The 25,740-nt window shown below is 68.2% G+C and carries 21 protein-coding genes; 11 read left to right on the top strand and 10 right to left on the bottom strand.

Features of this window, described 5'->3' with window-relative positions; translation table 11 throughout:
- The first annotated feature begins 1 nt into the window (after position 1).
- The gene (locus tag OHA03_RS39645) at positions 2-310 is read left to right on the top strand and encodes a carboxypeptidase-like regulatory domain-containing protein (RefSeq protein ID WP_267009636.1); all 309 of its coding nucleotides are present in this window, start codon (positions 2-4) and stop codon (positions 308-310) included.
- A 91-nt stretch (positions 311-401) separates the two neighbouring features.
- On the opposite strand, the gene OHA03_RS39640 is transcribed toward OHA03_RS39645, so the two are convergent.
- Both OHA03_RS39640 and OHA03_RS39635 read right to left on the bottom strand, forming a co-directional pair.
- On the bottom strand, positions 402-1,169 hold the full coding sequence (locus OHA03_RS39640) for an SDR family NAD(P)-dependent oxidoreductase (RefSeq protein WP_267008827.1): 768 nt from the start codon (positions 1,167-1,169) through the stop codon (positions 402-404).
- Between the two features lie 133 nt (positions 1,170-1,302).
- Positions 1,303-2,457, bottom strand: a complete 1,155-nt coding sequence (locus OHA03_RS39635; RefSeq protein ID WP_267008826.1) for a glutathione-independent formaldehyde dehydrogenase — start codon at positions 2,455-2,457, stop codon at positions 1,303-1,305.
- A gap of 568 nt (positions 2,458-3,025) precedes the next feature.
- Here OHA03_RS39635 and OHA03_RS39630 point away from each other — a divergent pair.
- The 4 genes from OHA03_RS39630 to OHA03_RS39615 all read left to right on the top strand — a co-directional run bounded on the left by OHA03_RS39630 (position 3,026) and on the right by OHA03_RS39615 (position 6,572).
- On the top strand, positions 3,026-3,556 hold the full coding sequence (locus OHA03_RS39630) for an SMI1/KNR4 family protein (RefSeq protein ID WP_267008825.1): 531 nt from the start codon (positions 3,026-3,028) through the stop codon (positions 3,554-3,556).
- A 204-nt stretch (positions 3,557-3,760) separates the two neighbouring features.
- A complete protein-coding gene (locus OHA03_RS39625; RefSeq protein WP_267008824.1) occupies positions 3,761-3,982 on the top strand; it encodes a hypothetical protein in 222 nt (73 codons plus the stop codon).
- A 158-nt stretch (positions 3,983-4,140) separates the two neighbouring features.
- The gene (locus OHA03_RS39620) at positions 4,141-5,442 is read left to right on the top strand and encodes a Dyp-type peroxidase (RefSeq protein ID WP_267008823.1); all 1,302 of its coding nucleotides are present in this window, start codon (positions 4,141-4,143) and stop codon (positions 5,440-5,442) included.
- A gap of 260 nt (positions 5,443-5,702) precedes the next feature.
- On the top strand, positions 5,703-6,572 hold the full coding sequence (locus OHA03_RS39615; RefSeq protein WP_267008822.1) for a cytochrome D1 domain-containing protein: 870 nt from the start codon (positions 5,703-5,705) through the stop codon (positions 6,570-6,572).
- 30 nt (positions 6,573-6,602) lie between these two features.
- On the opposite strand, the gene OHA03_RS39610 is transcribed toward OHA03_RS39615, so the two are convergent.
- Positions 6,603-7,754, bottom strand: a complete 1,152-nt coding sequence (locus tag OHA03_RS39610) for a PP2C family protein-serine/threonine phosphatase (RefSeq protein WP_267008821.1) — start codon at positions 7,752-7,754, stop codon at positions 6,603-6,605.
- A gap of 712 nt (positions 7,755-8,466) precedes the next feature.
- Here OHA03_RS39610 and OHA03_RS39605 point away from each other — a divergent pair.
- Positions 8,467-8,805, top strand: coding sequence for a MerR family transcriptional regulator (locus OHA03_RS39605; protein WP_267008820.1), 339 nt, complete (start codon positions 8,467-8,469; stop codon positions 8,803-8,805).
- 537 nt (positions 8,806-9,342) lie between these two features.
- On the opposite strand, the gene OHA03_RS39595 is transcribed toward OHA03_RS39605, so the two are convergent.
- Complete coding sequence (locus OHA03_RS39595) at positions 9,343-9,972, bottom strand: alpha-ketoglutarate-dependent dioxygenase AlkB (RefSeq protein ID WP_267008819.1); 630 nt, start codon at positions 9,970-9,972, stop codon at positions 9,343-9,345.
- A gap of 343 nt (positions 9,973-10,315) precedes the next feature.
- On the opposite strand from OHA03_RS39595, the gene OHA03_RS39590 reads away from it, so the two are divergent.
- Positions 10,316-12,862 (top strand): ATP-dependent Clp protease ATP-binding subunit, encoded by a 2,547-nt coding sequence (locus tag OHA03_RS39590; protein ID WP_267008818.1) that lies wholly within the window; start codon positions 10,316-10,318, stop codon positions 12,860-12,862.
- 208 nt (positions 12,863-13,070) lie between these two features.
- On the opposite strand, the gene OHA03_RS39585 is transcribed toward OHA03_RS39590, so the two are convergent.
- Positions 13,071-14,522, bottom strand: coding sequence for a multicopper oxidase family protein (locus tag OHA03_RS39585; protein ID WP_267008817.1), 1,452 nt, complete (start codon positions 14,520-14,522; stop codon positions 13,071-13,073).
- 378 nt (positions 14,523-14,900) lie between these two features.
- Between OHA03_RS39585 and OHA03_RS39580 the strand changes: the two genes are divergently transcribed.
- Entirely contained in the window at positions 14,901-16,226 is a 1,326-nt protein-coding gene (locus tag OHA03_RS39580) for a geranylgeranyl reductase family protein (RefSeq protein WP_267008816.1), read from the top strand.
- A gap of 517 nt (positions 16,227-16,743) precedes the next feature.
- On the top strand, positions 16,744-17,598 hold the full coding sequence (locus OHA03_RS39575; protein ID WP_323181405.1) for an alpha-L-fucosidase: 855 nt from the start codon (positions 16,744-16,746) through the stop codon (positions 17,596-17,598).
- 69 nt (positions 17,599-17,667) lie between these two features.
- On the opposite strand, the gene OHA03_RS39570 is transcribed toward OHA03_RS39575, so the two are convergent.
- Genes OHA03_RS39570 through OHA03_RS39555 form a run of 4 tightly spaced genes read right to left on the bottom strand, consistent with a single transcriptional unit; the run spans position 17,668 to position 21,716 of the window.
- Positions 17,668-18,483, bottom strand: a complete 816-nt coding sequence (locus OHA03_RS39570) for an ABC transporter permease (protein WP_267008815.1) — start codon at positions 18,481-18,483, stop codon at positions 17,668-17,670.
- A gap of 41 nt (positions 18,484-18,524) precedes the next feature.
- Positions 18,525-19,409 (bottom strand): ABC transporter permease, encoded by an 885-nt coding sequence (locus tag OHA03_RS39565; RefSeq protein WP_267008814.1) that lies wholly within the window; start codon positions 19,407-19,409, stop codon positions 18,525-18,527.
- Between the two features lie 13 nt (positions 19,410-19,422).
- Positions 19,423-20,625, bottom strand: coding sequence for an ABC transporter substrate-binding protein (locus OHA03_RS39560; protein WP_267008813.1), 1,203 nt, complete (start codon positions 20,623-20,625; stop codon positions 19,423-19,425).
- Positions 20,626-20,678: 53 nt separating this feature from the next.
- Entirely contained in the window at positions 20,679-21,716 is a 1,038-nt protein-coding gene (locus OHA03_RS39555) for an ABC transporter ATP-binding protein (protein ID WP_267008812.1), read from the bottom strand.
- 112 nt (positions 21,717-21,828) lie between these two features.
- On the opposite strand from OHA03_RS39555, the gene OHA03_RS39550 reads away from it, so the two are divergent.
- Positions 21,829-22,647 carry a FadR/GntR family transcriptional regulator gene (locus OHA03_RS39550; protein ID WP_267008811.1) on the top strand — a complete coding sequence of 273 codons (819 nt, stop codon included), beginning with the start codon at positions 21,829-21,831 and terminating at the stop codon, positions 22,645-22,647.
- Positions 22,601-23,392: a cache domain-containing protein gene (locus OHA03_RS39545; RefSeq protein WP_267008810.1), complete on the top strand. Its 792-nt coding sequence runs from the start codon at positions 22,601-22,603 to the stop codon at positions 23,390-23,392. Before OHA03_RS39550 ends, OHA03_RS39545 begins: the two co-directional genes overlap by 47 nt.
- A 108-nt stretch (positions 23,393-23,500) precedes the next feature.
- Here the strand turns inward: OHA03_RS39545 and OHA03_RS39540 are convergent, their stop codons facing one another.
- Positions 23,501-25,627, bottom strand: a complete 2,127-nt coding sequence (locus tag OHA03_RS39540; RefSeq protein ID WP_267008809.1) for an alpha-galactosidase — start codon at positions 25,625-25,627, stop codon at positions 23,501-23,503.
- Positions 25,628-25,740: the final 113 nt, after the last annotated feature.

The raw sequence follows: 25,740 nt of genomic DNA, 5'->3' as shown, positions 1-25,740 counted from the left end.
GATGACGACCGGTGGCGACGGCCAACCCGCCGCCGCGGAAACCGCCCCTCGGACGAACGGGCAGATCGCCGGTGCGGTCCGCGCGGCAAGCCCGGACCGCCCACTGCCCGGGGCCGTCATACGCGCCGTCGACGCGACGGGGAAGGTCGTGGCGCGCACCATCACCGACCGCGACGGCAGGTTCCGGCTGACCGGCCTGCCCCGCCGCCCGTACTCGGTGACCAGGGCACCGAGCCCGACGGCACCGCCGGATGGCAATGGCTCGGCCGGCGCCACCTTGCACCTCACCCTGGACGGCATGCGGTCATGACCGAGCCGAAGCAAGCGTCCGAGTCCAGCAGCCGGGCGGCGGGTCGGAAGCCCATACGGCCCGCACCGACCCAGCCGTTGCCCTTCTTGGGTCAGAACCAGCCACCGTCGGCCTGGATGGTCCGGCCGGTGATGAACGAGGCATCGTCCGACACCAGGAACGAGACGACCGCTGCGATTTCGGAGGGCTGGGCCATCCGACCGAGCGAACTGGCGGTGCGGACAAGGGTGTGGAATTCAGCGTCGACGTCGGGATGGACGTAGTGGGAAGCCGCTTGAGCGGACATGTCGGTGACGGTTCCCCCGGGCGCGATGGCGTTGATGGTGATACCGCGCCTGCCGAGTTCGGCGCTGAGGTTGAGCGCGATGCATTCGACTGCGGCCTTACTCGACGCATAAAGGGCGTGGTAGAAAACCGCCTTGTGGGCACTCTGCGATGACATGAGTACGATCCTCCCTCCTTCACCCATATGCCGTGCGACGTTCTGTACGGCGAAGAACTGGGCTCGCGTGTTGATGGCGAAGACACGGTCGAAGTCGGCGGGGGTGACGTCGTCCAGCTTGCCGAAGTACTCAATTCCGGCGTTGCTGACCAGAATGTCGAGTCCGCCAAGAGCTTCGTCGGCCTCATCGGCCAAGCGCCGGATCTGGTCCGGATCGCTGACGTCCGCCTTGATCGCGACCGCGCGGCAGCCGTCGGCGGTGATCTCGGCGGCGAGCGCTTCGGCCGCGTCGCCGCTGCTCCGGTAGTTGATTGCCACGTCTGCCCCGTCAGCGGCGAGCCTGCGGGCCACAGCCGCGCCGATCCCTCGTGCGCCACCGGTGACGAGGGCCTTCCTGCCTGTCAGCCTTCTGCTCATCGGTCTTCTCCCGTCCACGGGAATCCGGTGGTCACGCCGAGTGCGGGTAACGCGGCGTACGGGCCCCAGAACTCACGGACTGCCGCGATCGTCCTCGTCACCGTGGGCGCCTTACCCAGGGGTGGCCCGTCGGTCAGCTCGAGCCGTTGGGGTGGAGGACGACCTTGGTCCAGCCGTCGTCACGAGCGTCGAAGTGCTGGTAGCCGGCGGGGGCCTGGTCCAGCGGCAGCTCGTGGGAGACGATCCACGAGGGCTTGGCCTTGCCCTGCTCTATCAGGGCGCACAGCTGTCGGTTGTACGCCTTGACATTGGCCTGCCCGGTTCCCATCGACTGCCCCTTGAACCAGTACAGGCCGTAGTCGAAGGCGACCTCGCCGTCCTCCTTGTACAGCTTGTCCGGGCTCCCCGGGTCTTGCGGCACGAAGACACCCACGACCCCGATCGTCCCGGTGAACTTCACCGAGTGCACCAGGTTGTTGAGCGTCAGGTTCGGGTGCTCGACGCCCTGAGGGTCGTGCGCCTGGTAGCCAACGCACTCACACCCACGGTCCGCCCCCAGACCGTTGGTGAGCTCGTTGATCTGGTCGATCGGCGAAGCCTTGGAGTCATCGATGGGAATCGCACCGATCTGCTCTGCGAGCGCGAGCCGGTCCGGGTGGCGGTCGACGACCATCACCTTCGCGGCGCTCTTGAGATTTGCCGACAGCGCCGCCATCAGACCGACCGGGCCCGCGCCATAGATGACAACGGTCTCGCCCGGCTGCACGCCGGCCAGCTCCGTGCAGTGCCAGCCGGTCGGGAAGATGTCGGACAGCATCACGTAGTCGGTCTGCTTCTCCCTCGCCTCCTCCGGCAGCACCAGGCAGTTGGAGTCGCCGTACGGAACCCGCAGGAACTCTGCCTGACCGCCGTTGTAGGGGCCCATTCCCGCGAAGCCGTATGCGGCACCGGCCATCGTCGGATCCACCGGCGTGGTCAGGCAGAAGGCCGTCAGCCCGTTGTCACAGTTGCGGCAGAACCCGCAGCTGATGTTGAACGGCAAACAGACCAGGTCCCCCACCCGCACACGGTCCACGCCGTCGCCGACCTCGATGACCTCCCCCATGTTCTCGTGGCCGAGGACACGCCCCGTCTCCATGTCCGTGCGCCCCTCATACATATGCAGGTCCGACCCGCAAATGTTGGTGGAAGTGATCTTCACCAGCACATCCGTCGGCCGCTCGATCCTCGCGTCCGGCACGTCCTGCACGTTCACCGAATGCGGCCCGTCATACACCAGAGCCTTCATGGGGATTCTCTCCTCCTGTCCGATATTCCGAATATTGACGGAAAGAACAAGGTTCACGAATGAATCAACTGAGTTCGCCGCGCATGCACCCCATAAAACGCGCACGCAGGACGCACATGGCTACGTGCGCCGGTGCGCAACGACGCACTACCGACACATCTAAAGAGGTTCCGAAAAATGCTCACTCAAAATTGGCGCGAGGAACTGACCGGGGAGCCGCACGATGCCAATTGCCCGGCGCGCTTCCCGTTTCCTCTCCGGCCGCAGCAGCAGGCGCAGCGAATGCGCCCTCCAGGACACCCACTTCAAGCCTCCCACCGGGCCACTGCATGTCAACTGGAGACCTTCGAGGAATATTTGGTCATCCCTCTTGCAGCGCCAACCGTGCCGGAACCACAGGAAATACCCTGTCACAGCACTGTCGCCGACCGACGGAAATCGAATCACTGAAACCGCGTTCAGGATCTGCGGGACAGAGGCCTCGAGGGGCAGTTCCGGGCCCGCTCAAGACCAGCTTGCCCATTGGTGCTCATCGGAAGCCGAAGGCCAGCCCCGTAGGATGCCGACCATGGCGCACTTCGAGGACGTCAGGGACACCTTCTGGATGGACGGCACCAGCTACGGCGTCCAGCCGCCGGTGACTGACGAGATCATTCGGGAAGCGGAGCGTCTGCTTGATGTCACCCTCCCGGCTCCTCTGGTTGCCCTGCTCCGAGCGCAGAACGGGGGCCTGGTAGCGGATGGAAGGAGTGCGTTCCCCACCGACCGGCCTACCTCGTGGAGTGAAAATCACGTTCCGTTCGACACGCTCATGGGCATAGGCCGCCGCGAGCCCATGACATCCCTCCTCGACAGCCCGTATCTGGTCGCCGAATGGGGGCTGCCTTCACCGGTCGTGCTTCTGTCCGGTGACGGGCACTGGTGGATCGGGCTCGACTACCGGCGGTGCGGGCGGCACGGTGAACCGTCGGTGACGTGGTTCGATGCCGACGACAACACAGAGCTGACCCTTGCCCGGGACTTTCGGTCCTTCGTTGAGGGCCTAACCTCCCCGCACGACCTCACCGGGGACGTTAACGCCGAGGGGGCGTCGTCCTGACGTCGTCAATGGTGCCGCTTTGCCGCAGGCCCGTACTGGGGCCCCATGAGTTGACGTGAGTGAGCGGCTCCGTGGCGACCGTCGTGCCGGTCCACCACGAGCGACTTGTAGACGCCGCTGAACCGCACTACCGCCGGGCCACCCGTTCGGTCGACCTCGCTTACGAGAGCGCCGTCGACTGCTTGATCCGGCCGAGGAACCCGAGTGGCCGAGCGCCTGGTCGAGGAAGTCTTCACCGCACTGGACACACAGACCGTCGTCATGACCGGCACGGACGGCCGCGCTGTACTCCGACGCCCCCAACGCGCCATCAGGGCTGCTCTCGCCGCCGCGCGCTCGACGGGCCACGCCCTCAGATCCGCGTCGGCGATGGAGGGGTTGACCAAACGGCGTCTCTCCAGTGGCGCGAGCGCGCACGTCCAATAAATTACCTTTTACGAAACATTTATGTAACTGGCGGCAATCCCGACGCTGGTTGGGCCGCCGCACGCGGTCGCGCGCCTTGTGGGCCGGGGCCGGCTCACGGAATCCGATCGCGGCGGCACCGCACGACTTGCCGCCTGGATCCTTGCCTGAGGGGAACCATGGCTCACGAGACATCCGCGACCCTGGAGGAAGGGTGGAGCGGCGAAGGGTGCCCGGCGAGTGCGTTTGCCCGGCGGTCGTTTCTTCACGGCGCCGCCGCGGGCCTGGCAGGAGCGGCGGGCGCGACCGTCCTGGGCAGCAGTGCGGCGAGTGCCGACCCGACCGTCGAGATCAAGGCGGAACCGAAATCCCGCACGATTCCGTTTCATGGTCATCACCAGGCAGGCATCGCCTCTCTGCCCCAACAGGACGCGATTTTCGTCTCGTTCGACGTGACCGTCTCCAGCCGTGCGAAGCTCACCGATCTGTTCCGCACGCTGACGTCGCGAGCCCGCTTCCTCACGGCGGGCGGCAGGCCACCGAAGGTGCCGCGGACCGCAGCGCCGTCGGACAACGGCATCATGGGACCCACGTTCGTGGCGGATGGTCTCACCCTGACAGTCGGAGTGGGTGCATCCCTCTTCGACAGCCGCTACGGATTGAGCAAGCGCAAGCCGGTCCAGCTCACTACGATGAAGCCTTTCCGCCATGACGACCTGGACCCCGCGCTGAGCCAGGGTGACCTGCTGATCCAGATCTGCGCCGATCACCGCGACACGACGGTGCACGCATTGCTCGACATCCTGACCCACACCAAATCAGCGATGAAGCTGCGCTGGCGCATTGACGGCCAGCGCAATCCGGAGCGTCCCGTCGGTGTCCGGCGCGACTGGTTCGGCTTCAAGGACGGAATCTCCAACCCGACTCTCTCCGACGAGGCCCAGATGAATCAGGTGGTCTGGGTCCAGCCGAAGAGCGCCGAGCCGGCCTGGACCGCAGGCGGCACGTACCACGTGGTGCGTATCGTGCACTTCTTCATCGAGGCGTGGCAGAAGGTGCCCGTTGCTCAACAGGAGCGGATCTTCGGCCGCCGCAAGGCGAGCGGCGCGCCCATGTACGCCGCGGATGAGAACGCCACGGATCTCCTCGATCCCATCTACACCAACGACCCGCAGGGCCTGATCACCCCGCTGAACTCTCACATCCGCCTTGCCAATCCCCAGACTCCGCAGACCGCGGCGACCAGCACGATCCTGCGTCGGAGTTACGACTACGACCGGAGCCCCAACCCGCCGGAACTCGACATGGGGCATGCATTCGTCTGCTTCCAGCGAAAGCTGAACACCTACATCGCCATGCAGACCCGGCTGGAAGGCGAAGCACTGGTGCCGTTCATCAGCCCGAGGGGCGGGGGTTACTTCTTCGCGCTTCCCGGTGTTCGGGACGAGAAGGACTACTACGCCCGCGCACTCCTGGCCTGATCCTTCCCTGTCACCGGGCGGCGTCGGCGAAAGCCGCCCGCCCGGCCCTGGACATAACCATCGCAACGCGCACAGGAGGCGAAATGTTCTCTGCCCTGCGAACCCGAGTCGGCAGCGGCCGTCGCCGACCCGGCAGGACGCTCCGGCCGGTACTCGCGGCGGGCATCGGGATCCTGTTGATCTCCTGTACGCCCACCGCCCCGATTCACAAGGAATCCCCTCGGCTGGCTGCGCCCACTCACGGCACTGCCAGTGGCCGCGTGTATGTCACGAACCAGCAGGACAACACGCTCTCGGTGATCGACGCCGGTACCTACAAGGTCGTCGCAACCGTGCCGGCCGGCGTGGCGCCCGAAGGCGTCGCGGTCACCAAGGACGGCAGACACGTGTACATCGCCAACAGCGGCTCGGCCCGGGTCTCGGTCCTCGACACCGAGAACAACAAGATCGTCAAAACCGTGAAGGTCGGGAAGAGCCCCACCGGTGTCGGGCTAAGCCCCGATGGCAGGTCCCTCTATGTCACCAACGGCAGTTCGAACAACGTCTCGGTGATCGACACCCGAACCAACCGGGTAACCGCGACCATCCCGGTCGGCAAGTCTCCGGTGAACGTGGCGTTCAGTCCTGACGGCGGTACGGCCTACGTGGCGAATTCCGGTTCCGGCAACCTGTCGGTCATCAACACCAGCACGCGCCGCGTCACCAGGAACCTTTCCGCAGGGCGCTCCCCAGTGGGCGTCGCCATCACCCCGGACGGCAAGTCGGCCTACGTAGCCGACGAGGTGGCAGCGCACGTCCTCGTGGTCGGAACCCGTTCCGGCAAGGCGACCGCCGTGCCCGTAGGAGAGGGCCCCTTCGACACGGCCGTCGGGCCCGACGGCCGCTTCGCCTACTCCGCCGTTCTCGGCCCGGGCAACGTATCCGTGATCGACATCGGCACCCACCGCGTCTCGGCAACCATTGCCCTGGGCCCGCCCGGCACCGACCCGTTCAACCTGGAGGTCACCAACGACGCGATCTACGTCACGAACCAGGGAGCAGGCACCCTCACGGTCATCGACCCGCATTCCCACGACGTCGTCGCGACTGTCACCCTCGGCGACAGCCCCTACGGCGTGGCGGTGAGCTGAGCCCGCGACGCACCAATTACGGTCCCGAGCTCACTCCGGGTGCGGCCGGTGGAGGTGGTGGGAGGCGGTGCGTTCGATGACCAGGAGGGCGGCGTCGTCGGTGGGCTGCTCGCCGACGTGGGCGAGCAGGTCATCGTGGATGTCACGCAGCAGGGCATCGGGGCTGGTGGCGGAGAAGGAGGCGACGCGCTCGGCGAGCGGGTAGAAGGCTCCGGTCGGCGAGCGGGCTTCGATGACGCCGTCGGTGTAGAGCAGCAGGATGTCGCCGGTTTCGAAGGGGAACGGGTCGGCGCGGTGGCTTGAGGCGGGCAATGCGGCGGGCAACGCGCACATGCCCAGCGGGGGTGCGGGGCGGCGCGAGTGCAGGACCGTCACCTGGTGATCGTGCACCAGCAGGGGCGGGCAATGACCACAGTTGACCATCTGGGCCTGTGCGTCGTGGTCGGGAATGTCGAGTACGAGGGCGGTGATGAAGTGTTCCCCGGGGTCGTGCCTGGTATCGGCCACATCCTCCACGTTCAGGCAGAAGCTCTCCTCGAGTACCGCCGTGAGCTCGGGCAGCGTGGCGCACCGGTGAGCACCTTCACGGAACGCGCTCAGTACCACCGATGCCTCTCCGATGGCGGCCATGCCCTTGCCGCGGACGTCACCGATGATCACCCGGGTGCCGGGATGGGCGGCGCGGGCGATCGCAAACAGGTCGCCGCCGATCTGGGTCTCGTCCTCGGCGGCCAGATACAGCCAGGACACGCGCAACGGTCCGATCCGGTGGGGTGGAGGCCGCAGCAGCACTCGCTGTGCCGCTTCGGCCACCGATCGTGCCCGGCTCAGCTGACGACCGCGCCGCTCCCGCACGTAGCAGACGAAAACTACCAAAGCGGAGAGCACGGTCAGGGCGGCGATCTGCGAAATGTGGTTGGTCGTGGCCAGCCCGCCGTGGAGAAGAGCGATGAACACCTGAGCGGCCACAGCCAGAACGCCGATTGCCGCAGTCAGCCACGGGCCGGCGAAGGAGGCGGTGAGTGCGGGCGCGATGACCAGCAACGGCCCCAGATGGACATCGGCCGGCGAGTGGATGTCCACCACAGTGATCACTACGATCAACGCGAGCGGGATCGCCACCAATCCGCGGCCCGACGGCTGCTCAAGGAGGCGGTCCACCGAAGCGCGCCGGACACCCATACACCTCATTGTGTCCCTCACCCGAGGCGACGCATGTTCCCAGGCTGTCAGCCGCGGATCAGGCCGAAGCGCGTACGCACGACCTGTATCGGCGTACAGCCTCCCGTGTCGGGCAGCGTGTCCGCTCCCTCGGCCATCACCCCCGGCCATCGTGCTTCCCGATGCGGTTTCGAAGGGGCGCAGGCGATAGAACTCCACCATTTCCCCGCGCAGAAAATCTGTCGTGGCGGAAGTAGACATGCGTGCTCGTCGGAGTTAGCGTCGTTCTTGTAGCCAAGAAGTCAGCAGTGCGCGGCAGAGACGAACTACCGCGCATGCAGGACAGAAGGAGGCTGTGGCACGGCAGTGGAGTGGCGGGGCCGGAAGTATCCAGGGGTCCCCTCGCTGATTGCCGGGCCGGGCGGCTCATCGGAGCCGTCAGCGGTTCGCAAGACCGCTAGCAAGCAGATGGATCAGAAAGACGAGAAGGAGGCAGACGCCATCAGGATCGCCCGGGCAAGGACGTAATCGGCCCGGGTACCGCAGCCCCGGAACGGAAGGTGGTCCCACGGTCACGTATCCGCGATCCCCGCACTCGCCCCCATCCCCCGGGCGCCGGTGCGGAAACGACAGGCCGGCACCGCAGTAAGCCGGCAGATGGTGTTCAAATCCCTCGGGCCCTGGTGCTGTACGGCACCAGGGCCCCCTGACGCGTTCCCGATCAGAGGTGCAAATGACCGCAGAAGATCCGCTCGGCCGTCTCGACGACGACGACTACCCCGCCTACACCATGGGCCGGGCTGCCGAAATACTCGGCACGACCCCCGCATTCCTGCGGGCCATCGGCGAAGCCCGCCTCATCACTCCGTTGCGCTCCGAAGGCGGCCACCGCCGCTACTCCCGCTACCAGCTGAAAATCGCCGCCCGCGCCCGTGAACTCGTCGACCAGGGCACCCCGGTCGAGGCGGCCTGCCGCATCATCATCCTCGAAGACCAGCTCGACGAAGCCCAGCGCATCAACGAAGAACTGCGCCGCCCCGCCACCCAGTCCCGCTCCAAGTCCGGCGCCTGACCCGCCGACCGCGGAAACCGGCGGCGGCCGGCGCGCCCACTGACGTTCGCCCGGCTGCTGAGAGGAATTGCGGCCTCACGGGCCGCCCACCGCCAGCACGCAGACAGGGCTCCGACGACGGCCTCGCCGGAGCCCTTCAGCAGACCGCGAAGCACCGTGTACAAGCTGGAACAAGGCCTCCAGGACACCCTGGCCGAACACTGCCGGAGCAAGCAGAACGCCCGAGGCCAACACGATGACCACCACGGTCAACTTCTCGTCGAACCGGCTGCTGGCCTGTGCCCGGCGACGCCGCCGTAGGACCACGACGACAGCCCGCAGTACTGCCACGTCGATCGTCAGGACCTGACCAGACCTCCTGTCAGCCCGCCTGTACGGTCGCCGCGTTACCCAGGCCTCAGTTCGACGTGGTGGCGATGCGCTACGCGCTCGGCCCCCCGTCCAAGGACGCCTGGTGCTTCGGGCTGGATGACATCGGCACGACGGCGGATCGTCAGTTCCCTCATGCCGGAATCCCGGCATCGGCGAGGCGACAGCTCACTGCACCCCGTGCGGCCGGAACTGGATGCTGATGCGCCCTCCCGCGGCCCGCGCGGTCTTGGGGATGGCATGCTCCCAGGTCCGCTGGCAGGAGCCGCCCATCACGATCAGGTCGCCGTGTCCGAGCGGCCGCCGGACGACATCACCGCCGCGGCACGGGCGCAGCAGCAGGTCGCGGGGCGCTCCCACGGAGAGGATGGCGACCATCGTGTCCTCGCGGGCCCCCCTGCCGATGCGGTCGCCGTGCCAGGCCACGCTGTCGCGCCCGTCGCGGTAGTGGCACAGGCCGGCCGTCGTGAAGGGTTCGCCGAGCTCGGCGGCGTAGTGCGTGGAGAGTGCCTGCCGCGCCTCGTCGAGGACGGGGTGCGGCAGCGGTTCGCCGGCGCGGTAGAAGGCGAGCAGGCGCGGGACGTCCACGACCCGCTCGTACATCTGCCGTCGCTCGGCCTTCCAGGGAACGTCGGTGGCCAACTGTTCGAAGAGGGCGTCGGCGCCGCTCAGCCAGCCCGGGAGCAGGTCGATCCAGGCGCCGTCGCCGAGCTCGGTTCTGCGGAGCCCATCCAGTGGGCGTAGGCGCACGTCGTCGCTCTGATCGAACAGGGATCCCTGGAGCTGGTGCGATGCCATGTCTGCAGCATACCTCGCATTCGAACATATGAGCTATTGAGAGAGATGGGGCGCCTCCGGGTGGATGCGCTGCGGTGCGGGCCGGACACCCAAGGGATGCCCCCTCGGACGCCGAACACCCCATGCGCCAGGAAGAGCGGGTCGATACGCGGCGAGCACCTCTGCGGCCCCGCTGCCCCTTGGTCCGGTTTACCGACACGCAGCTCGCATATCGTCTAAATTGGGGCAAGTGGGGTTGCGTCGATCTGAGATGGCGCCGGACCTGCGGGACCGCGTCCAACACGGCTTCACGTGCACTGAGACAGCGTGGCCCGGTCGGGCCGGGCCACGGGGACGGATACTCATGACCGACGGACAGAAGGGTCCCGAGGACCGCGGTCCGGACCCCCTCGGAGACTTCCTCTCGCACTTTCTCGGCAGCGGACAGGGGGGCGAGCCGCCCGACCCGCGGCGCATCGACTTCAGCCAGCTGTTGAGCGGCCCCGCACGGCAGCTCGTCACCGTCGCCGCGTCCTATGCCGCCCAGCACGGAAGCACCGACCTCGACACGGAGCATCTCTTGCGGGCCGCGCTCTCCACCGAGCCCACGCGCCGCATGGTCTCGCGAGCGGGCGCCGATCCCGATGCGCTCGCCGCCGAGATCGACCGGCAGGCCGGGGAAGGGCCGCCGCGCCACTTCATCGCCGTCACGCCGGCGGTCAAGCGCGCTCTCCTCGACGCCCATGAGATCGCGCGCTCCACCGGCGCCTCCTATATCGGCCCGGAACACGTACTGGTGGCACTCGCAGCCAACCGCGACTCCGCAGCGGGCCAGATGCTCAACGCCGCGCACTTCACGCCGCCCACCGGTGCCCGGGACGGCCTCGCACCCGCGCCCGGCAGCGCCGGCCAGCGTCACGGCCCGGCCGAGCGGAACACCCCCAACCTGGACAAGTTCGGCCGCGACCTCACCGACCTGGCCCGGGAGGGCCGTATCGACCCGGTCATCGGCCGTGACGCGGAGATCGAGCAGACCATTGAGGTCCTCGCCCGCCGGAGCAAGAACAATCCCGTCATGATCGGCGAGGCCGGAGTGGGCAAGACCGCCATCGTCGAGGGACTGGCCCAGCGCATCGCGGACAGCGACGTGCCGGACATCCTGCTGGGTCGGCGTGTCGTCCAGCTCGACCTCTCAGGAGTCGTTGCCGGTACCCGATTCCGTGGGGACTTCGAGGAACGGCTCACCGGCCTCATCGACGAAATCCGCGCCCACTCGGGCGAACTGATCATCTTCATCGACGAACTGCATACCGTCGTCGGGGCGGGCGGCGGCTCCGAGGGTGGCCCGATGGACGCGAGCAACATGCTCAAGCCTGCCCTGGCCCGCGGCGAACTCCATGTCGTGGGGGCCAGCACGCTCGAGGAGTACCGCCGCTACATCGAGAAGGACGCCGCGCTCGCCCGGCGGTTCCAGCCGGTCCTGATCCCCGAACCCAGCCCGGCGGACGCCGTCGAGATCCTGCGGGGTCTCCAGGACCGCTACGAAGCCCATCACCAGGTCCGCTATACCGACGAGGCACTGTTCGCCGCCGTCGAGCTGTCCGACCGCTATCTCACCGACCGCTACCTGCCCGACAAAGCGATCGACCTCATGGACCAGGCCGGCGCACGGGTACGGCTGCGCTCCTCCACCCGCGGCACCAACGTCCGCGCCCTGGAACGCGAAGTGGAGCAACTCACCCGGGACAAGGACCAGGCCGTCGCCGCCGAGCAGTACGAGCGGGCGTCCGAGCTGCGCGACCGACTCACCGACCTCGAGCAGAGGATCGCCGAGGGAAACGACGTAAAGCAGCCCCGCAGCCATGTCGCCGAGGTCACCGTCGAAGACATAGCCGACATCGTGTCCCGTCAGACCGGAATTCCCGTCAGCAGCCTCACCCAGGAGGAGCGGGACCGGCTGCTGGGCCTGGAGGAACATCTGCACAAGCGCGTCATCGGCCAGGACGAAGCGGTGACCGCCGTCGCCGATGCCGTCATGCGATCGCGGGCCGGTCTGGCCGACCCCAGCCGCCCGATCGGGAGCTTCCTCTTCCTCGGCCCCACCGGCGTCGGCAAGACCGAACTCGCCCGCGCGCTCGCGGAGGCGCTCTTCGGGAGCGAGGACCGGATGATCCGTCTCGACATGAGCGAGTACCAGGAACGGCACACCGTCAGCCGCCTGGTCGGCGCTCCCCCCGGCTACGTCGGCTTCGAGGAGGCGGGACAGTTCACCGAAGCGGTGCGAAGGAACCCCTACTCGCTGCTGCTCCTGGACGAGATCGAGAAGGCGCACCCCGACGTCTTCAACATCCTGCTGCAGGTACTCGACGACGGACGGCTCACCGACTCCCAGGGCCGCACGATCGATTTCAAGAACACCGTCATCGTCATGACCAGCAACCTCGGTTCGCAGGCCATCACGGGTCGCGGCGGTGCGATGGGCTTCGGTGCCGGCGACACGGACGCCGACGAGCAGGCCCGCCGCGAGCGGGTGCTGCGCCCCCTGCGCGAACACTTCCGGCCGGAGTTCCTCAACCGCATCGACGAGATCGTGATCTTCCGCCAACTCGCCGACCAGCAGCTACGGCAGATCACCAACATGCTGCTGGACGACTCCAGACGCCGGCTCCGCGCCCAGGACGTCACCGTCGACGTCACCCTGGCTGCTGTCGAATGGCTCGCCCAACGCGGCTACCAGCCCGAATACGGCGCACGCCCGTTGCGCCGTACGATCCAGCGCGAGGTGGACAACCGGCTCTCCCGCATGCTGCTCGACGGTAGCCTGCAGCCCCACAGCCGCCTCCGGATCGACGTCGCCGACGGCGAGCTGACCATCCACAAAGAGGAAGAGTCGGAGCACCCCGCGAGCTGACCCCGAACGGCGGCCCGGACAGCTCACCCCGCCCGCCGCCTCTCTCAACGACCGCGTCGGCGCCGGGCGAAGGAACCACTCGCAGCGTCCGTCCGAAACCGTACGCGCCTGACGTTGCGGCGGGCCCTCGTCACGTCGAGCTCGTCCCTCCGTCGTCGGCGCGCTGGTGACGCTTCGCCCTGGTGTGGTGCTGCGGGGCACCGGCACGCTACTTGACGATCTCGAGCACCGCCATCATTCCCGCGTCCTCGTGATTGAGGATGTGGCAGTGATAGACGGTCTTGCCGGTGTAGTTCGTGAAGTGGATCCGGATGACAAGCCGGCCCTTGGCGGGCACGCTCGCCGTGTCCTGCAAGCCGTGGCCATGGTGCGGACGGCCGTTGATGCTCATCAATTGGAAATCGTCGACGTGCACATGGAACGAGTGTTCCTCGTTGCTGTCGTTGCGCACGGTCCACTCCTCGACCGTGTTCAGCTTCGACCGGATGTCCACCCGGTTCGGGTCGAACTGCTTGCCGTTGATGTAGAACTCGGTGCCGTCCTTGTTCTCGGAGAACGCGAGGGTGCGCCGTGCGGCGATCGCCGCGTGGCTCAGGTCGTCGGTCGGTGCGAAGGGCGACGTGGGCAGGGCCACCGGGTGCACGGAAGGTCCTTCGGTCACCAGGGTTGCCAGGGTGGACTGCGGGAACTTGTTGCCGGCCGGCCCTGTGTTGTAGGCGAGCGTCTGCAACTCGGTACGGCCGGCCGGACCGCCTTGTACGAGCACGTCGAAGCGGGCGCCCGCCGCGAGGAGGAGCGAGTCGGCCGTCCAGATCCGGTCAACGGGGTTGGCGTCGTGGGCGATCACACGGAACCGCTGACCTTGCAGGCGGAGCTTGTAGTAGATGTTGGCGCTGATGTTGGCCAGCCGCCACAGCTGGGTCTCGCCCGGCCGGATGCGGATGGTCGGGTTCAGCTGGCCGTTGACCGTGCGGTTGGTGGGTGCGCCGATGTGCAGGCCTTTGGTCCTGACCGCATCGCCCTCGATCTGGAAGTCCTTGAGCGCGATGACGTGCTCGGTGATGTGGCGCAAGCCCGTCGGCAGGTACTGCTGCAGTCCGTCGACGATGAGGACGCCCGACATGCCGCCGGCGACCTGCGGTGCGGACATCGTGTGCGCATGTGAGTGGTACCAGTAGGTGCCGGGGGCGAGGTTCTTCGGGAACTGGTAGGCGTAGTGGAACGTCTCGCCGGGACGGATGTGGACGAAGACGTTGTCGGAGTTGCCGCTCGGCGACACATGAAGTCCGTGAACATGCAGATTGGTGAACTCGTCCAGCGAGTTCTTCATCGACAGGTCCAGCTTGTCCCCCGGCCGGATACGCAGCGTGGGGGGCATGTATCGGCCGTTGTAGGTGAGGGCCCACAGCTTGCGCCCGCCCACCTCCACCTTTCGCCTCTCCACGACGAGTTCCACCCGCAGGACCCCGTTGCGGCTGACCAGCTGCGCCGGCTCCTCCAGCGGGGCGCCCTGCGCAACCGCCGGCGACTGGGAGCGAGCGGGCACCGCCTGCGCCGGTTCCCGGTCCGGTGACCGCTCACCGGCACAGCCACCGACCAGGAGGGCGATGGCGGCAACGACGGCAGTGGCGAGTTCGGGCAGCTTCGATCGGGACCGCATGACATCTCCACTCCTGGAACTCCTGCATCGCACGTAGCTCGCTACCAGGGAGCACGCGGTCCAAGCCGTTCGCGACCCCGGTGGACCGTTCGCGCGCCACAACCACCCAGGTGAACGTGGGGGCGTTTCAGTGCGGCCGCGAGCCATCCCCGTGCCTTGGTGCGAGGGGCGGCGCGTTCGCTGCCGTCGTCGGCGCGACCACCACGACGACGGAGAAGATCGGGAGTGTGCCGAGGAGATCGGCCGAGGTGGACCGCAGCATGCTGGGGCGCGGCCGGACATCCGGCCAGGTTCCGCACCGGCTCGTCCTGATCGATGATGACGTACCGGGCTGCCGTCCTCGGTGCGGCACCGGCTGTCCCAGGAAAGGGGTCCCCTATGCGGGAAACGACGCCAGAGCAGTCCCCGCCGGACGATCGCTCCGTCCACGGATCGGGCGAAGAAGCCGATGTGATCGTGGTGGGGGCGGGGCCTGCGGGCTCGTCCGCAGCCTTCCACCTCGCCAAGGCGGGCATCGATGTCCTGCTCCTGGAGAAGGCCCACTTTCCACGGGAAAAGGTGTGCGGGGACGGCTTGACCCCGCGGGCGGTGCACCAGCTCGTCCGGATGGGCATCGACATCAAGGCTCCGGGGTGGACGCGCTCACGCGGTATGCGATGGGTGGCCGGTGAGCATCAGGTGCACATCGACTGGCCGGCCCTGGGGCGCTACCCGGACTTCGGCCTCTCGCGCAGTCGGCATGACTTCGACGACATCCTCGCCCGGCACGCCGTGGGAGCCGGAGCACGGCTGCGCAACGGGGTGAAGGTGACCGGGCCCGTGACCGACCGCGCCGGCCGCATCACCGGCGTCACCGCCACGGTCGGAGCGAAGGAGCCGGTGGTCTTCCGCGCACCGATCGTCATCGCCGCCGACGGCGCCTCCGCGCGCCTCGCTCTCGCCATGGGCCTGCAGCGGGACAAGAGCAAACAGATCGCGACAGCCGCTCGCCGCTATTACCGCAGCCCGGAACGGTCGCAGGAGGAGTACCTGGAGTTGTGGGCCGATCTCCGCTTCCCGGGGAGCGATCACTACTTGCCGGGCTACGGTTGGATCTTTCCCATGGGAGACGGCCGCGTCAACGTCGGGCTCGGTGCGCTGCCTCACCGGCGGCACGGCACCGCGGACCTGCGTGCCACGTTGGACAAGTGGCTGGCCCGCGCACCTCACGCCTGGGGACTGCGTGAGGAGAACGCCGAGGGCCCTGTCCGGAGCGCGGCGCTGCCCCTGGGTTTCAACCGTCATCCCCTCTACACCCGGGGGCTCCTCCTGGTCGGCGACTCCGGAGGCATGATCAGCCCCTGGAACGGGGAAGGCATCGGCCAGGCCATGGAAGCCGGCGAAGTCGCAGCCGAGAGCGCCGCGCTCGCCCTCGCCCTTCCCCCGGGCCCCGGGCGGGAGCGAGTACTGCACGACTACCCCGTCGAGATGAACCGCCGCTGGGGGCGCTACTACCGGCTCGGCAACGCGGCAGCCGACGTCATCTTCAGCCGTTCGGGCTTCCAACCGATCCTCAACCGGTACGTCATGGGATCGCCGTTTCTGCTCAACACCCTGGCCCGGATGCTCACCAACCTCACGGACAAGCCCTCGCGTGACGTGATCGACCATGTACTCAACAGTGTGGTCCGTCTGGTCCCGGCACCGAATGTGCGCAGACGCTGATCGACCCGTCGGCGGTGGCCCTCCCTGCGTGGCCGTGCCGGCCAGGCCGGCATGCCGGAAGAAGAGCGCGCGCACCAACTCCTCAAGGCCGGTCAGCACCTTCAGGGGACGGTTACGTACGGCACAGCACGGCGCGGGACGCGGAACCGCCCGGCATGCGGGCCAGGTCATTAACGCTCAGGCGGCGAACTCGGCAGGCCTGGATCGAGCGGAGGGCGAGGCGCCCGGAGCGGATCTCCGAGCGCCCTGCCCCGCGGGTGAACGGCCTCGTCAGACGTGGTCGCCCACCCTGCCGGGCCGGCTGCGGCGCGTCAGGTGCGCGCGCCGGCCTTGCGACGCCGGGTCACGAGGACGATGCCCGCGCCCGCCACTACCACGATGCCCGCACCGATCGTCATCGGGATCGTGCCGTTCGCGCCGGTCGCGGCCAGCCCGCCGTCGACCTGATGCGGCCTGACGGACGCACTCGCACAACGACGGGAGCCATCCCGACTACCCCAGCGTCCGGCCCGCGCAGCTGCACAGGCCGTGGGTCGACAACCGCCGCGCGATGCCGGCGCCCGGCCAGGAGGACCCCGAGCGCTGGGAGCGCTACCTGGAGACCGTGCACCGCGGGCAGATCCGCGAGCTGATCGAGGCATACCGGCCCGACCTGCTGTGGTTCGACGGCGCCTGGGAGCGCGACGAGCGGCAGTGGCGGATGAAGGAACTCCGCGAGGAGATCCTCCGGCTGAGCCCCCGGACCGTACTCAACGGCCGCATGCTCGGCCACGGCGACTACGCCACCGCGGAGCTGGGCGTCCCCATCCAGCGCCCGGACGGGCACTGGGAACTCTGCTACACCATCGGCGACATGTGGGGTTACCAGCCCCAGGACGTCAACCACAAGTCGGTGCGCGAGCTGGTGAGAGTCTTCACCGAGACCATCGGCCACGGCGGCAATCTGCTGCTCAACACCGGCCCGGCGGAGGACAGCAGGATCCGCGCGGACCACGCCCGGCGACTCGAGGGTCTCGGCCGGTGGATCCACCGCAACAGGGAGGCCGTGTACCCCACCGAAGCCGGCCTTCCCTACGGACATCACTACGGTCCTTCGATGCTCTCCAAGGACCGCCGCACTCTCTTCCTCGTCTGCTTCGACGCGCCCCGTGCGTTCGTCGAGCTCCGCCGCCTGCGCAACACCGTCACGAACATCTCCGTGCTCGGCACCGGCGAGCGGCTGGACCACCGGGTCGTCGGCGGCTTCGCCAGTCGCGGTGTGCCGGGCGTGGTCCGCATCGACACACCCGCCACCTGTGATCCTTACGCCACCGTGCTCGCCCTCGAACTCGACGGCGAACTCGATCTCTACCGCGGTCAGGGCGAGGGCTGAGCCGGCCTGCTTCCCGACCGGCCGACCGACGTACGTCAGTGGTCCCTCGTGGTACGGGTTTCGTTCCTGTCAGATGCGGCTGCCGGAGGCGGTGTCCGACGACAGCCGTTGCGCGAGGTAGATCGGTATGACGGACAACAGGACGAGGACGGCGGCGACGACGTTGACGACCGGGGCCTGTTGGGGGCGGGCCATGTTGGAGAAGATCCAGACGGGGAGGGTCTGGACACCGGGCCCGGCGGTGAAGGTCGTCACGACGATCTCGTCGAAGGACAGGGCGAAGGCGAGGAGTCCGCCCGCTACCAGCGCGGAGCGCACCAGCGGGAAGGTGATGTCGACGAACGTACGGAAGGTGTGGGCCCCGAGGTCCATGGCGGCTTCTTCGTACGACCCGGGCATCCGGCGCAGCCGGGCGATCACGTTGTTGAAGACGACCACGATGCAGAAGGTGGCGTGGCCGACGACCACCGTGAACATTCCGAGGCCCACTCCGAGCGGTTCGAGGACCGTACGGAAGGCGGTGTTGAGCGCGACACCGGTGACGATGCCCGGCAGTGCGATCGGCAGGACGACTACGAAGGAGATGGCCTCGCGTCCGAAGAACTTGTAGCGCTGGCAGGCGAAGGCGATGAGCGTGCCGAGGACCAGGGCGATCGCGGTCGCGCCGAGCCCGGCCCTGACCGAGGTCCACAGCGCGTCGCGGGCGCCCGAACTGTGCCAGGCGGCAACCCACCAGTCGAAGGTGAGGCCGGGTGGCGCCCAGCCCGAACTGCGGTCCGGATTGAGGGAGTTGACGAGGACCAGGAGCAGCGGGACGTAGATCACCGCGAAACCGAGCCCGGCGGCGATGCGCAGTGTGACGCGCGCGGGGCGGGAGAGATTCATCGGGGGCCTTCGCTGTGCGTGATACGGAGGTGAAGGAGGGGTCAGAGACTGCTGAGGGCTCCGGTACGGCGCACCGCGAGCAGATAGAACACGATGATCACGACGGGCACGGTGCCGAGTGCGGCGGCCAGGGGCAGGTCCAGGGTGATGTTGGAGTAGATGAGGTTGCCGATGAGCTGCGTCTTTCCGCCGACGATCTGTACAGCGATGTAGTCGCCGAGACTGAGCGAGAAGGTGAAGACCGAGCCGGCTGCGATGGACGGCAGGATCATCGGCAGCACGACGGAGCGGAAGGTCCGGCCGCTGCGAGCACCGAGGTCGGCGGAGGCGTCGAGAAGGCTGGCCGGGAGCTGCTCGAGTCCGGCGTGGATCGGCAGGATCATGTACGGCAGCCACAGGTAGGTCAGCACCAGGACGGTCGCGGTCAGCCCGTAGCCGGGCCCCTCGAGTCCCAGTGGTTTCAGCGCCCAGTCGAGCAGACCGCCCTGGGCGAGGATGAGCCGCCAGGCATACGCCTTGACCAGGTAGCTGGCCCACAGCGGAGTGAGGATCGCCACGACGAGGAGCGGTCGCCGCTTGGGGTTGGCGATGCGGGCCGTGTAGAAGGCGATCGGGAAGGCGATCAGTACACACAGCGCGGTGACCGCGAGGGCGACGCCGATGCTGCGCAGGGCGACCTGACGGTAGACGCCGGTGGTGAACAGTGCGGTGAAGTTGTCCGTGTTCCAGATCTTCACCACGTTGGAGGTGAAGGAGTCCGTGGTCCAGAACGCGGAGAGGAACAGCACGGTGAGCGAGCCGAGGTAGGCCAGGGCGAGCCAGGCCAGTGGCGCGGAGAGCAGCAGGGACAGCTGCAGCCGGGGGCGGCGGTGCAGGGTCCCGGCGAGCCGCCGGACGGGTCCGGCGGCAGGCACGGTGGTGGTCATGGACAGGTAACCCTCAGCCCTTGATCTCGGTCCAGGCCTGGACCCACTTGGCGTACGGCACGCACTTGGTGTCCGTACGTCCGTCCACGCACTGCGCGATGGGCGTGGTCCAGAAGTGAACGTCCTTCCAGTACGACTCGTCGGCAGCGTGGTAGGTGGTGCAGTGGTTCTTGTCCGCGGTCAGCGTGCAGGCCTTCTCGTTGGACGGGGCCTCACCGAAGTACTCGGCGACCTGGGCGTTCACCTTCGGCGAGATGATCCAATTCATCCAGCTGTAGGCGCAGTTGGGGTGCTTGGACTTGGCTGAGATCATCCATGTGTCCGACCAGCCGGTGGCGCCCTCCTTGGGGAGGACGGCCTTGACCGGGACTTTCTCGGCCTGGGCGGTGTTCAGGATCACCTGCCAGCTGGTGCCGACCACCGAGTCGCCGCTCTTGAAGGCGGAGACCTCCTTCAGATAGTCGCTCCAGTACTCACCGACGTTGGCGTTCTGCTCCTTGAGCAGGTCGACGGCGGCGTCGAACTGCTTCTGGTCCAGGGCGTACGGGTCCTTGATGCCGAGGGACGGCTCGTTCTTCATCAGGTACAGGGCGGCGTCCGCGATGTAGATCGGCGAGTCATAGGCCGTGACCTTCCCCTTGTACGCCGAGGACTTGTCGAAGACCGCGGACCAGGAGTCGGGCGCCGGGGAGACCTTCTTCGTGTTGTACATCAGCAAATTGGCGCCGCGGCCGTGCGGGATGCCGTACGAGACACCCTTGACCGAGTTCCACTGCTGGCCCTTCAGCCCGGAGAAGACGTCCTTGTAGTTGGGCACCAACTCGGTGTTGACGGGCGCGGCGTCGCCGGAGGCGATCAGTCGCAGCGCCGCGTCACCGGAGGCGGAGACCGCGTCGTACTGACCGGTCTTCATCAGGCTGACCATCTCGTCGGAGGTGCCCGCGGTCTTGGTGTTGACCTGACAGCCGGTCTGCTTCTCGAAGTCGGTGACCCAGTCGACCTTCGGGTCGTTGGAGCCGTCCTCGGCGTATCCGGCCCACGCGATCAGGTTCACCTGGCCCTCCGTCTTGCCGAGGGTCTTCTGCGCGGTGAGCTTGGGCGGGGTGAAGTCGCTGCCGCCGGGCGACGTGGCAGCGGTGTTCGAGGAACCGCAGGCAGTGGCGAGGAGCAGGGCGCCGAGCGCGGCCGCTGCTCGGGACGTTCGGTTCAGACGCACAGGGTTCTCCACAGGAGGGTTGGGGCGGGGACGGGTCGTGCGGGTGTGTGCGCTCACCGGGCCTCAGGGACCTGGAAGTTGTGCCGTCGGTGCCACTGGAGCGTGACCCGGGAGCCACGGAAGGCGGCGACGTCCTCGGAGGAGGTCTCCAGGTTCTGCTGGAGGGCGGTGAGCCTGCCGCCTGCGTCGAGGTCCACCAGGAAGCGGGTGGCGTCCCCCAGGTAGACGACCTCCGCCACGGTGCCGGTGGCACTGGAGTGCTGCGGCTCGTCGGCGATGGCGGATTCCTTGAGCACGCGGATCTTCTCCGGCCGGATGCTGTACGTTCCCCGGTCGCCCACGACCTGCTCCGCGGCGTCGTCGGTCAGCAGGTTCGACGTACCGACGAAGCCCGCGACGAACGGGGTGGCGGGACGTTCGTATATCTGGGCCGGGGTCCCGATCTGTTCGACGCGGCCCTGATTGAAGACCGCGATCCGGTCGCTCATTGTCAGCGCTTCCTCCTGGTCGTGCGTGACGAACACGAAGGTGATGCCGACCTCGCGCTGGATCGCCTTGAGCTCGACCTGCATCTGCTCGCGCAGCTTGAGGTCGAGGGCGCCCAGCGGCTCGTCGAGCAGCAGGACCTTCGGACGGCCGACCAGGGCACGGGCCAGCGCCACGCGCTGGCGTTGGCCTCCGGAGAGCTGGGACGGGCGACGCGTCCCGAAGTCCGCGAGACGCACGCTAGCCAGAGCCTCCCTGGCCTGCTTCAGACGCTCGGCCTTGGGCACCTTGCGGACCTTGAGGCCGTAGGCGACGTTCCGCTCCAGGGTCATGTGCGGGAAGAGCGCGTAGTCCTGGAAGACGGTGTGCACATCGCGCTCGAAGGGTGCCAGACGGGTGACGTCGGAGCCTGCGAGCTCGATGGTTCCGCTGGTGGGAGCCTCGAAGCCGGCGATCATCCGGAGCACTGTGGTCTTGCCGGAGCCGGACGGCCCCAGCATGGAGAAGAACTCGCCGTCCGCGATCTCCAGGTCGACTCCGGCCACAGCCTCTGTCCGGCCGAAGGACTTACGCAGGTTCTGCAACCGGATGGCCATTCCCTCCATGGGGGGAACCTTTCTGGTGCTGTCGGGAGTTGGCCGTAAACATATGAAGTCATAGTTCTAATTTCAAGGCCCCGCTAAGGTAAAAGCTGGGTCAACTGGCAAGGTGGTGATCGTGAATCGAGACAGACCCGGCGCCCGCAGAGTCGTCTTCACGCCCGTCGACACCCTGGCCCGCGTGGATGCCGTCGTGCGGCGGCTCGGTGATGCCATCGACCTCGGACTGCTCGCCGACGGCGAGCAGCTGCCCGGCGAGTCCGACCTCGCCGCCCAGCTCGGCGTCTCCACCGTGACCCTTCGGGAAGCGCTGATGGCACTGCGGCAAAGGGGCCTGGTCACCACCCGCAGGGGCCGTGGCGGAGGCAGCTTCGTCACCGTGCCCGACGGTCCTGCGGAGGACCGGTTGCTTGCCCGCCTCTCCGACTGGAGCACCGAGGAACTCCGCGATCTCGCCGACCACTGGGCAGCCGTCTCGGGTGCCGCCGCGCGGCTCGCGGCCCAGCGCACCGAGCCCGAGGATCTGCAGCAACTGCAGAGATCTCTGGGAGAGTTGGTGGAAGCCAAGGACTCGGGGGCGCGCAGCCGCGTCTTCGGGCGCTTCCATGTCGAGCTGGCCGCGGCGGCCCAGTCCGCCCGGCTGACCAGGGAAGAGGTCACTCTCCAGACCGAAGTGGGGGCACTTCTGCGCCTCGTACTCTGCGAGGACGGGCACCTCGAGGACACAGCGGATCGTCACCGCGCCGTAATCTCAGCCGTGCATGATGGGGCGGATGACCGTGCCAGGGCCCTGGCCGAACAATGCGTGCAGGCCTCCATGGCGCGCCTGATCGAACTCCGCCTCGGCTCGGCCGATGGTGCGCGCGGTCCCCGTCCGAAGGAGGGCCCCGATGGGCAGCAGTCCCCGTCTCGCAAGCGCCGGATCGGCAGTACTTGACGAGCCGGCGGTCGCCGACGCGGCCGCCCGCGTCCGAGACGCGCTCGAAGGAGTCTTCGACGCTGTGGGCCGGACCGCCACGGACACGGAGGCGGTGCTCGCCTCGGCCGTCGCGGACAGCCGTCGGCCGGTCTCGGCCGATCTGGCCGCCCTCCGCCCCGGCCTGCACGCCTGCCTCGCCCAGTACGAGCTGGTCTCGGGGATCGGCTTCGTGGCGGCGCCAGGACTGCTCGACGACGTACCGGCGTGGCTCGAGTGGTGGCAGACCACCGTGGACGGTGCCGTGCATCCGCTGTTGCTCGACCTGGACCCGGAGCACTCGGCGTACTCCGACTACACCCACTGGGACTGGTTCACCCTGCCGCGCGACACCGGACAGCGGGCGGTCGCGGGGCCGTACGTCGACTACCTCTGCTCCGACGAGTACAGCCTCACCCTCTCCTCGCCGGTGACGGTCGGGGGACGCTTCATGGGAGTGGCCGCCGCCGACGTCTACCTGCGGCGCTTCGAAGCGGTCGTCATGCCTCTGCTCCAACGCCTGCCGGGACCCGCCCGCCTGGTCAACGCGCGCGGCCGGGTCGCCGCCTCCACCGACCCCCGCCACCTGGTCGGATCGCTCACCAAAGGCCCGGACTTCGCGGCGGTACTGGCCGGCTCGGCCGACGGCGCCGAGCACGGCGGACTGCAGCTGCTCCCCTGCCACGGCGTCCCCCTGATCCTGATGACGACGGCGCCCCCGGCATGAGGCAGGCCGCCCGCCTCGTTGCGGGGCGGCATCTGCGACGGGTGCGGTCGACTGATGCCGCAGTCGCATGGGCGGTCACCGGCCCGCCCCTCCCCCGCCGCTGAGCCGTCAGGAAACCCGGATCAGGTGCACCGCCGCGCTCGCCCAGTCGCCGGGCGGCAGCTCGGGCTGTATCCCGTACTGCCGGAGCACGGTCGCGGAGTGCACCGCGCCGGTGCGGGCGTCGCGGTAGCGGGCGGCGGGATCGAGGCCGGCCAGCCGGAGCGGGCGTGACGGCCTGCCATGTGGTGATGAGGCCCGCTGCCAGACGAGCAGGAGTGTCTCGCCGCCGTCGGCGGCGACGTACTGCGTCGCGGCCGGTCCATCGTTGACCGGGGCTCGCAACCGGTGCTGTGTGCCGTGCTGTACGAGGTGGCGTACCCGCTTGTACTCGGCGAGCAGGCCGGCGCCCTCGGCCAGTTCGGCGTCGGACCACCGGGAGAGGTCTCCGCCGATGCCCAGGGCGCCGGCCATCGCCACATGGAAGCGGAAGCGCAGGGGGACGCAACGGCCGGTGAGCTGGTTGGGCACATCGGTCACCCAGGCGGCCATGGTCCGTGCCGGGTAGAGCTGGCTGTACCCGTGCTGGATGGTGACGCGGTCCGCGGCGTCGGTGTTGTCCGAGGGCCATGCCTGATCGGTGCGGGACAGTATGCCCAGGTCCACCCGCCCTCCGCCTCCGGAGCACGCCTCGATCCGGAGGTGAGGGTGATCGGCGCGGAGCCGGTCGATGACGTCGTAGAGGTGGTGGACGTACGTCGTCCACACCTCGTCGGCCCCGTCCGCCCGGTCCGGCCAGCCGGCTTCGCTGAACGCGCGGTTCATGTCCCACTTCAGGAAGTCGATGCCGTGGTCGCCGACCAGCCGGGTGAGCCATCCGTACGCCCACTCGGCGACGTCGTGACGGGCGAGGTTGAGGACCAGCTGGTTGCGCAGCTCGGTACGGGCGCGGTGGGGGAAGTGAAGCACCCAGTCCGGGTGCTTGCGGTAGAGGTCGCTGTCCGGGCTGACCATCTCCGGCTCCACCCAGAGGCCGAAGCGCATACCGAGCCGGTGCACCTCCTCGACCAGGGGCGTCAGCCCTCGGGGAAAGCGGTCCGGGGTCGGTGTCCAGTCACCGAGGCCGGCCTCTTCGCTGCGGCGCCCCCCGAACCATCCGTCGTCCATGACGTAGAGCTCCACGCCGAGCGCCGCCGCCCGGGCGGCCAGCGCCTTCTGGCCCGCTTCGTCGACGTCGAAGCCGGTCGCCTCCCAGGAGTTGTAGAGGACCGGCTGGATCTCCTGGGGGTGCGGCAGTACGTGGGCGAGGGTGTACGCGTGCCAGGCCCGGCTCGCCGCACCGAAGCCGCCCTCGCAGTAGAGGCCGGCGTGGACCGGGGTGGTGTACTCCTCACCGGGACCGAGCGGGAGGGACGGGCCCTCGTGGCCGGCGCCGGCGGTGAAGCCCGCACGGCCGTCGGGGGTGCGCTGCACGGTGATGCGCCAGCTGCCGCTCCAGGCCAGCGCCGCGCTCCACACCTGACCGTGGTTCTCGGTCGCGTCGCCCGCGTCGAGCATCACCCAGGGGTTCGCGTGGTGACTGGTGATACCTCGTCTGCTGGTGAGGACTGTTTCGCCGAACGGCAGTAGGTCCCGGCGGAGTTGAGTCTCGGCAGACCACTGGCCGGTGACGTGGCTCAGCCGGTAGTCGTCCCGGAGCGGCAGGGTCCAGGCGGCGGAGTCCGCACGCTGGAGTGCGACGGGGGCGTCGCCGTCGTTGCGCAGCACGGTCCAGCGTTCGATGACGTCGCTGTCGTCGTGGACCCGGTAGTGGAGTGCCACCCGAAGGGGGTGGAGGCGGTCGCGGAAGTCCAGGACCAGCTCCGCCGAGCCCGGCGCCGGCTCGTGGACCCGGTGCCCGGTGGCCTGCCATTCAAAGGCGCGGGTGCCGTCGGCGAAGCGCACCTGCAGCGAGGGCGGTCCGTACCGCGGTCCACCGTCGACGGGCAGTTCGTCACCGACGGACGGCCGTCCCTCGAAGCTGCTGGCCGGGGGTGCCGGCTCAGTGACGAACTCCTGGACCTCCTCAAGCGCCAGCGCGGGTCCCCACGCAAGGTGGCAGGGCGCTCCTGTCGCATCGATCCGTAGCGCGTACGAGGTGCGCGGGGTGGAGAGCAGCCAGACCCCGGTGTCGGCGGCGAAGGCGATCACAGACATTGATCCTCACGTTCAGGTTGCACCACGAAGGCAGTCGGCAGCCAACTGTGCCTTTGATCAGCTGTCAACCCCCCGGGTCAGTATGGGATTTGCATGCTTCTTCCATGCTGAGT

Origin of the sequence: Streptomyces sp. NBC_00154 (genome assembly GCF_026342835.1) — a bacterium.
Taxonomy (GTDB): Bacteria; Actinomycetota; Actinomycetes; order Streptomycetales; family Streptomycetaceae; genus Streptomyces.
Note: the sequence above shows the minus strand (reverse complement) of the source record. Positions and strands in the feature narration are given on the sequence as shown.

Coding starts and splice junctions, on each gene's coding strand:
- OHA03_RS39630 (WP_267008825.1), top strand. CDS start 3,026: ATGGCGCACTTCGAGGACGTCAGGGACACCTTCTGGATGGACGGCACC.
- OHA03_RS39645 (WP_267009636.1), top strand. CDS start 2: ATGACGACCGGTGGCGACGGCCAACCCGCCGCCGCGGAAACCGCCCCT.
- OHA03_RS39605 (WP_267008820.1), top strand. CDS start 8,467: ATGACCGCAGAAGATCCGCTCGGCCGTCTCGACGACGACGACTACCCC.
- OHA03_RS39580 (WP_267008816.1), top strand. CDS start 14,901: ATGCGGGAAACGACGCCAGAGCAGTCCCCGCCGGACGATCGCTCCGTC.
- OHA03_RS39590 (WP_267008818.1), top strand. CDS start 10,316: ATGACCGACGGACAGAAGGGTCCCGAGGACCGCGGTCCGGACCCCCTC.
- OHA03_RS39565 (WP_267008814.1), bottom strand. CDS start 19,409: ATGACCACCACCGTGCCTGCCGCCGGACCCGTCCGGCGGCTCGCCGGG.
- OHA03_RS39570 (WP_267008815.1), bottom strand. CDS start 18,483: ATGAATCTCTCCCGCCCCGCGCGCGTCACACTGCGCATCGCCGCCGGG.
- OHA03_RS39640 (WP_267008827.1), bottom strand. CDS start 1,169: ATGAGCAGAAGGCTGACAGGCAGGAAGGCCCTCGTCACCGGTGGCGCA.
- OHA03_RS39555 (WP_267008812.1), bottom strand. CDS start 21,716: ATGGAGGGAATGGCCATCCGGTTGCAGAACCTGCGTAAGTCCTTCGGC.
- OHA03_RS39540 (WP_267008809.1), bottom strand. CDS start 25,627: ATGTCTGTGATCGCCTTCGCCGCCGACACCGGGGTCTGGCTGCTCTCC.
- OHA03_RS39610 (WP_267008821.1), bottom strand. CDS start 7,754: ATGGGTGTCCGGCGCGCTTCGGTGGACCGCCTCCTTGAGCAGCCGTCG.
- OHA03_RS39620 (WP_267008823.1), top strand. CDS start 4,141: ATGGCTCACGAGACATCCGCGACCCTGGAGGAAGGGTGGAGCGGCGAA.
- OHA03_RS39595 (WP_267008819.1), bottom strand. CDS start 9,972: ATGGCATCGCACCAGCTCCAGGGATCCCTGTTCGATCAGAGCGACGAC.
- OHA03_RS39545 (WP_267008810.1), top strand. CDS start 22,601: ATGGGCAGCAGTCCCCGTCTCGCAAGCGCCGGATCGGCAGTACTTGAC.
- OHA03_RS39635 (WP_267008826.1), bottom strand. CDS start 2,457: ATGAAGGCTCTGGTGTATGACGGGCCGCATTCGGTGAACGTGCAGGAC.
- OHA03_RS39585 (WP_267008817.1), bottom strand. CDS start 14,522: ATGCGGTCCCGATCGAAGCTGCCCGAACTCGCCACTGCCGTCGTTGCC.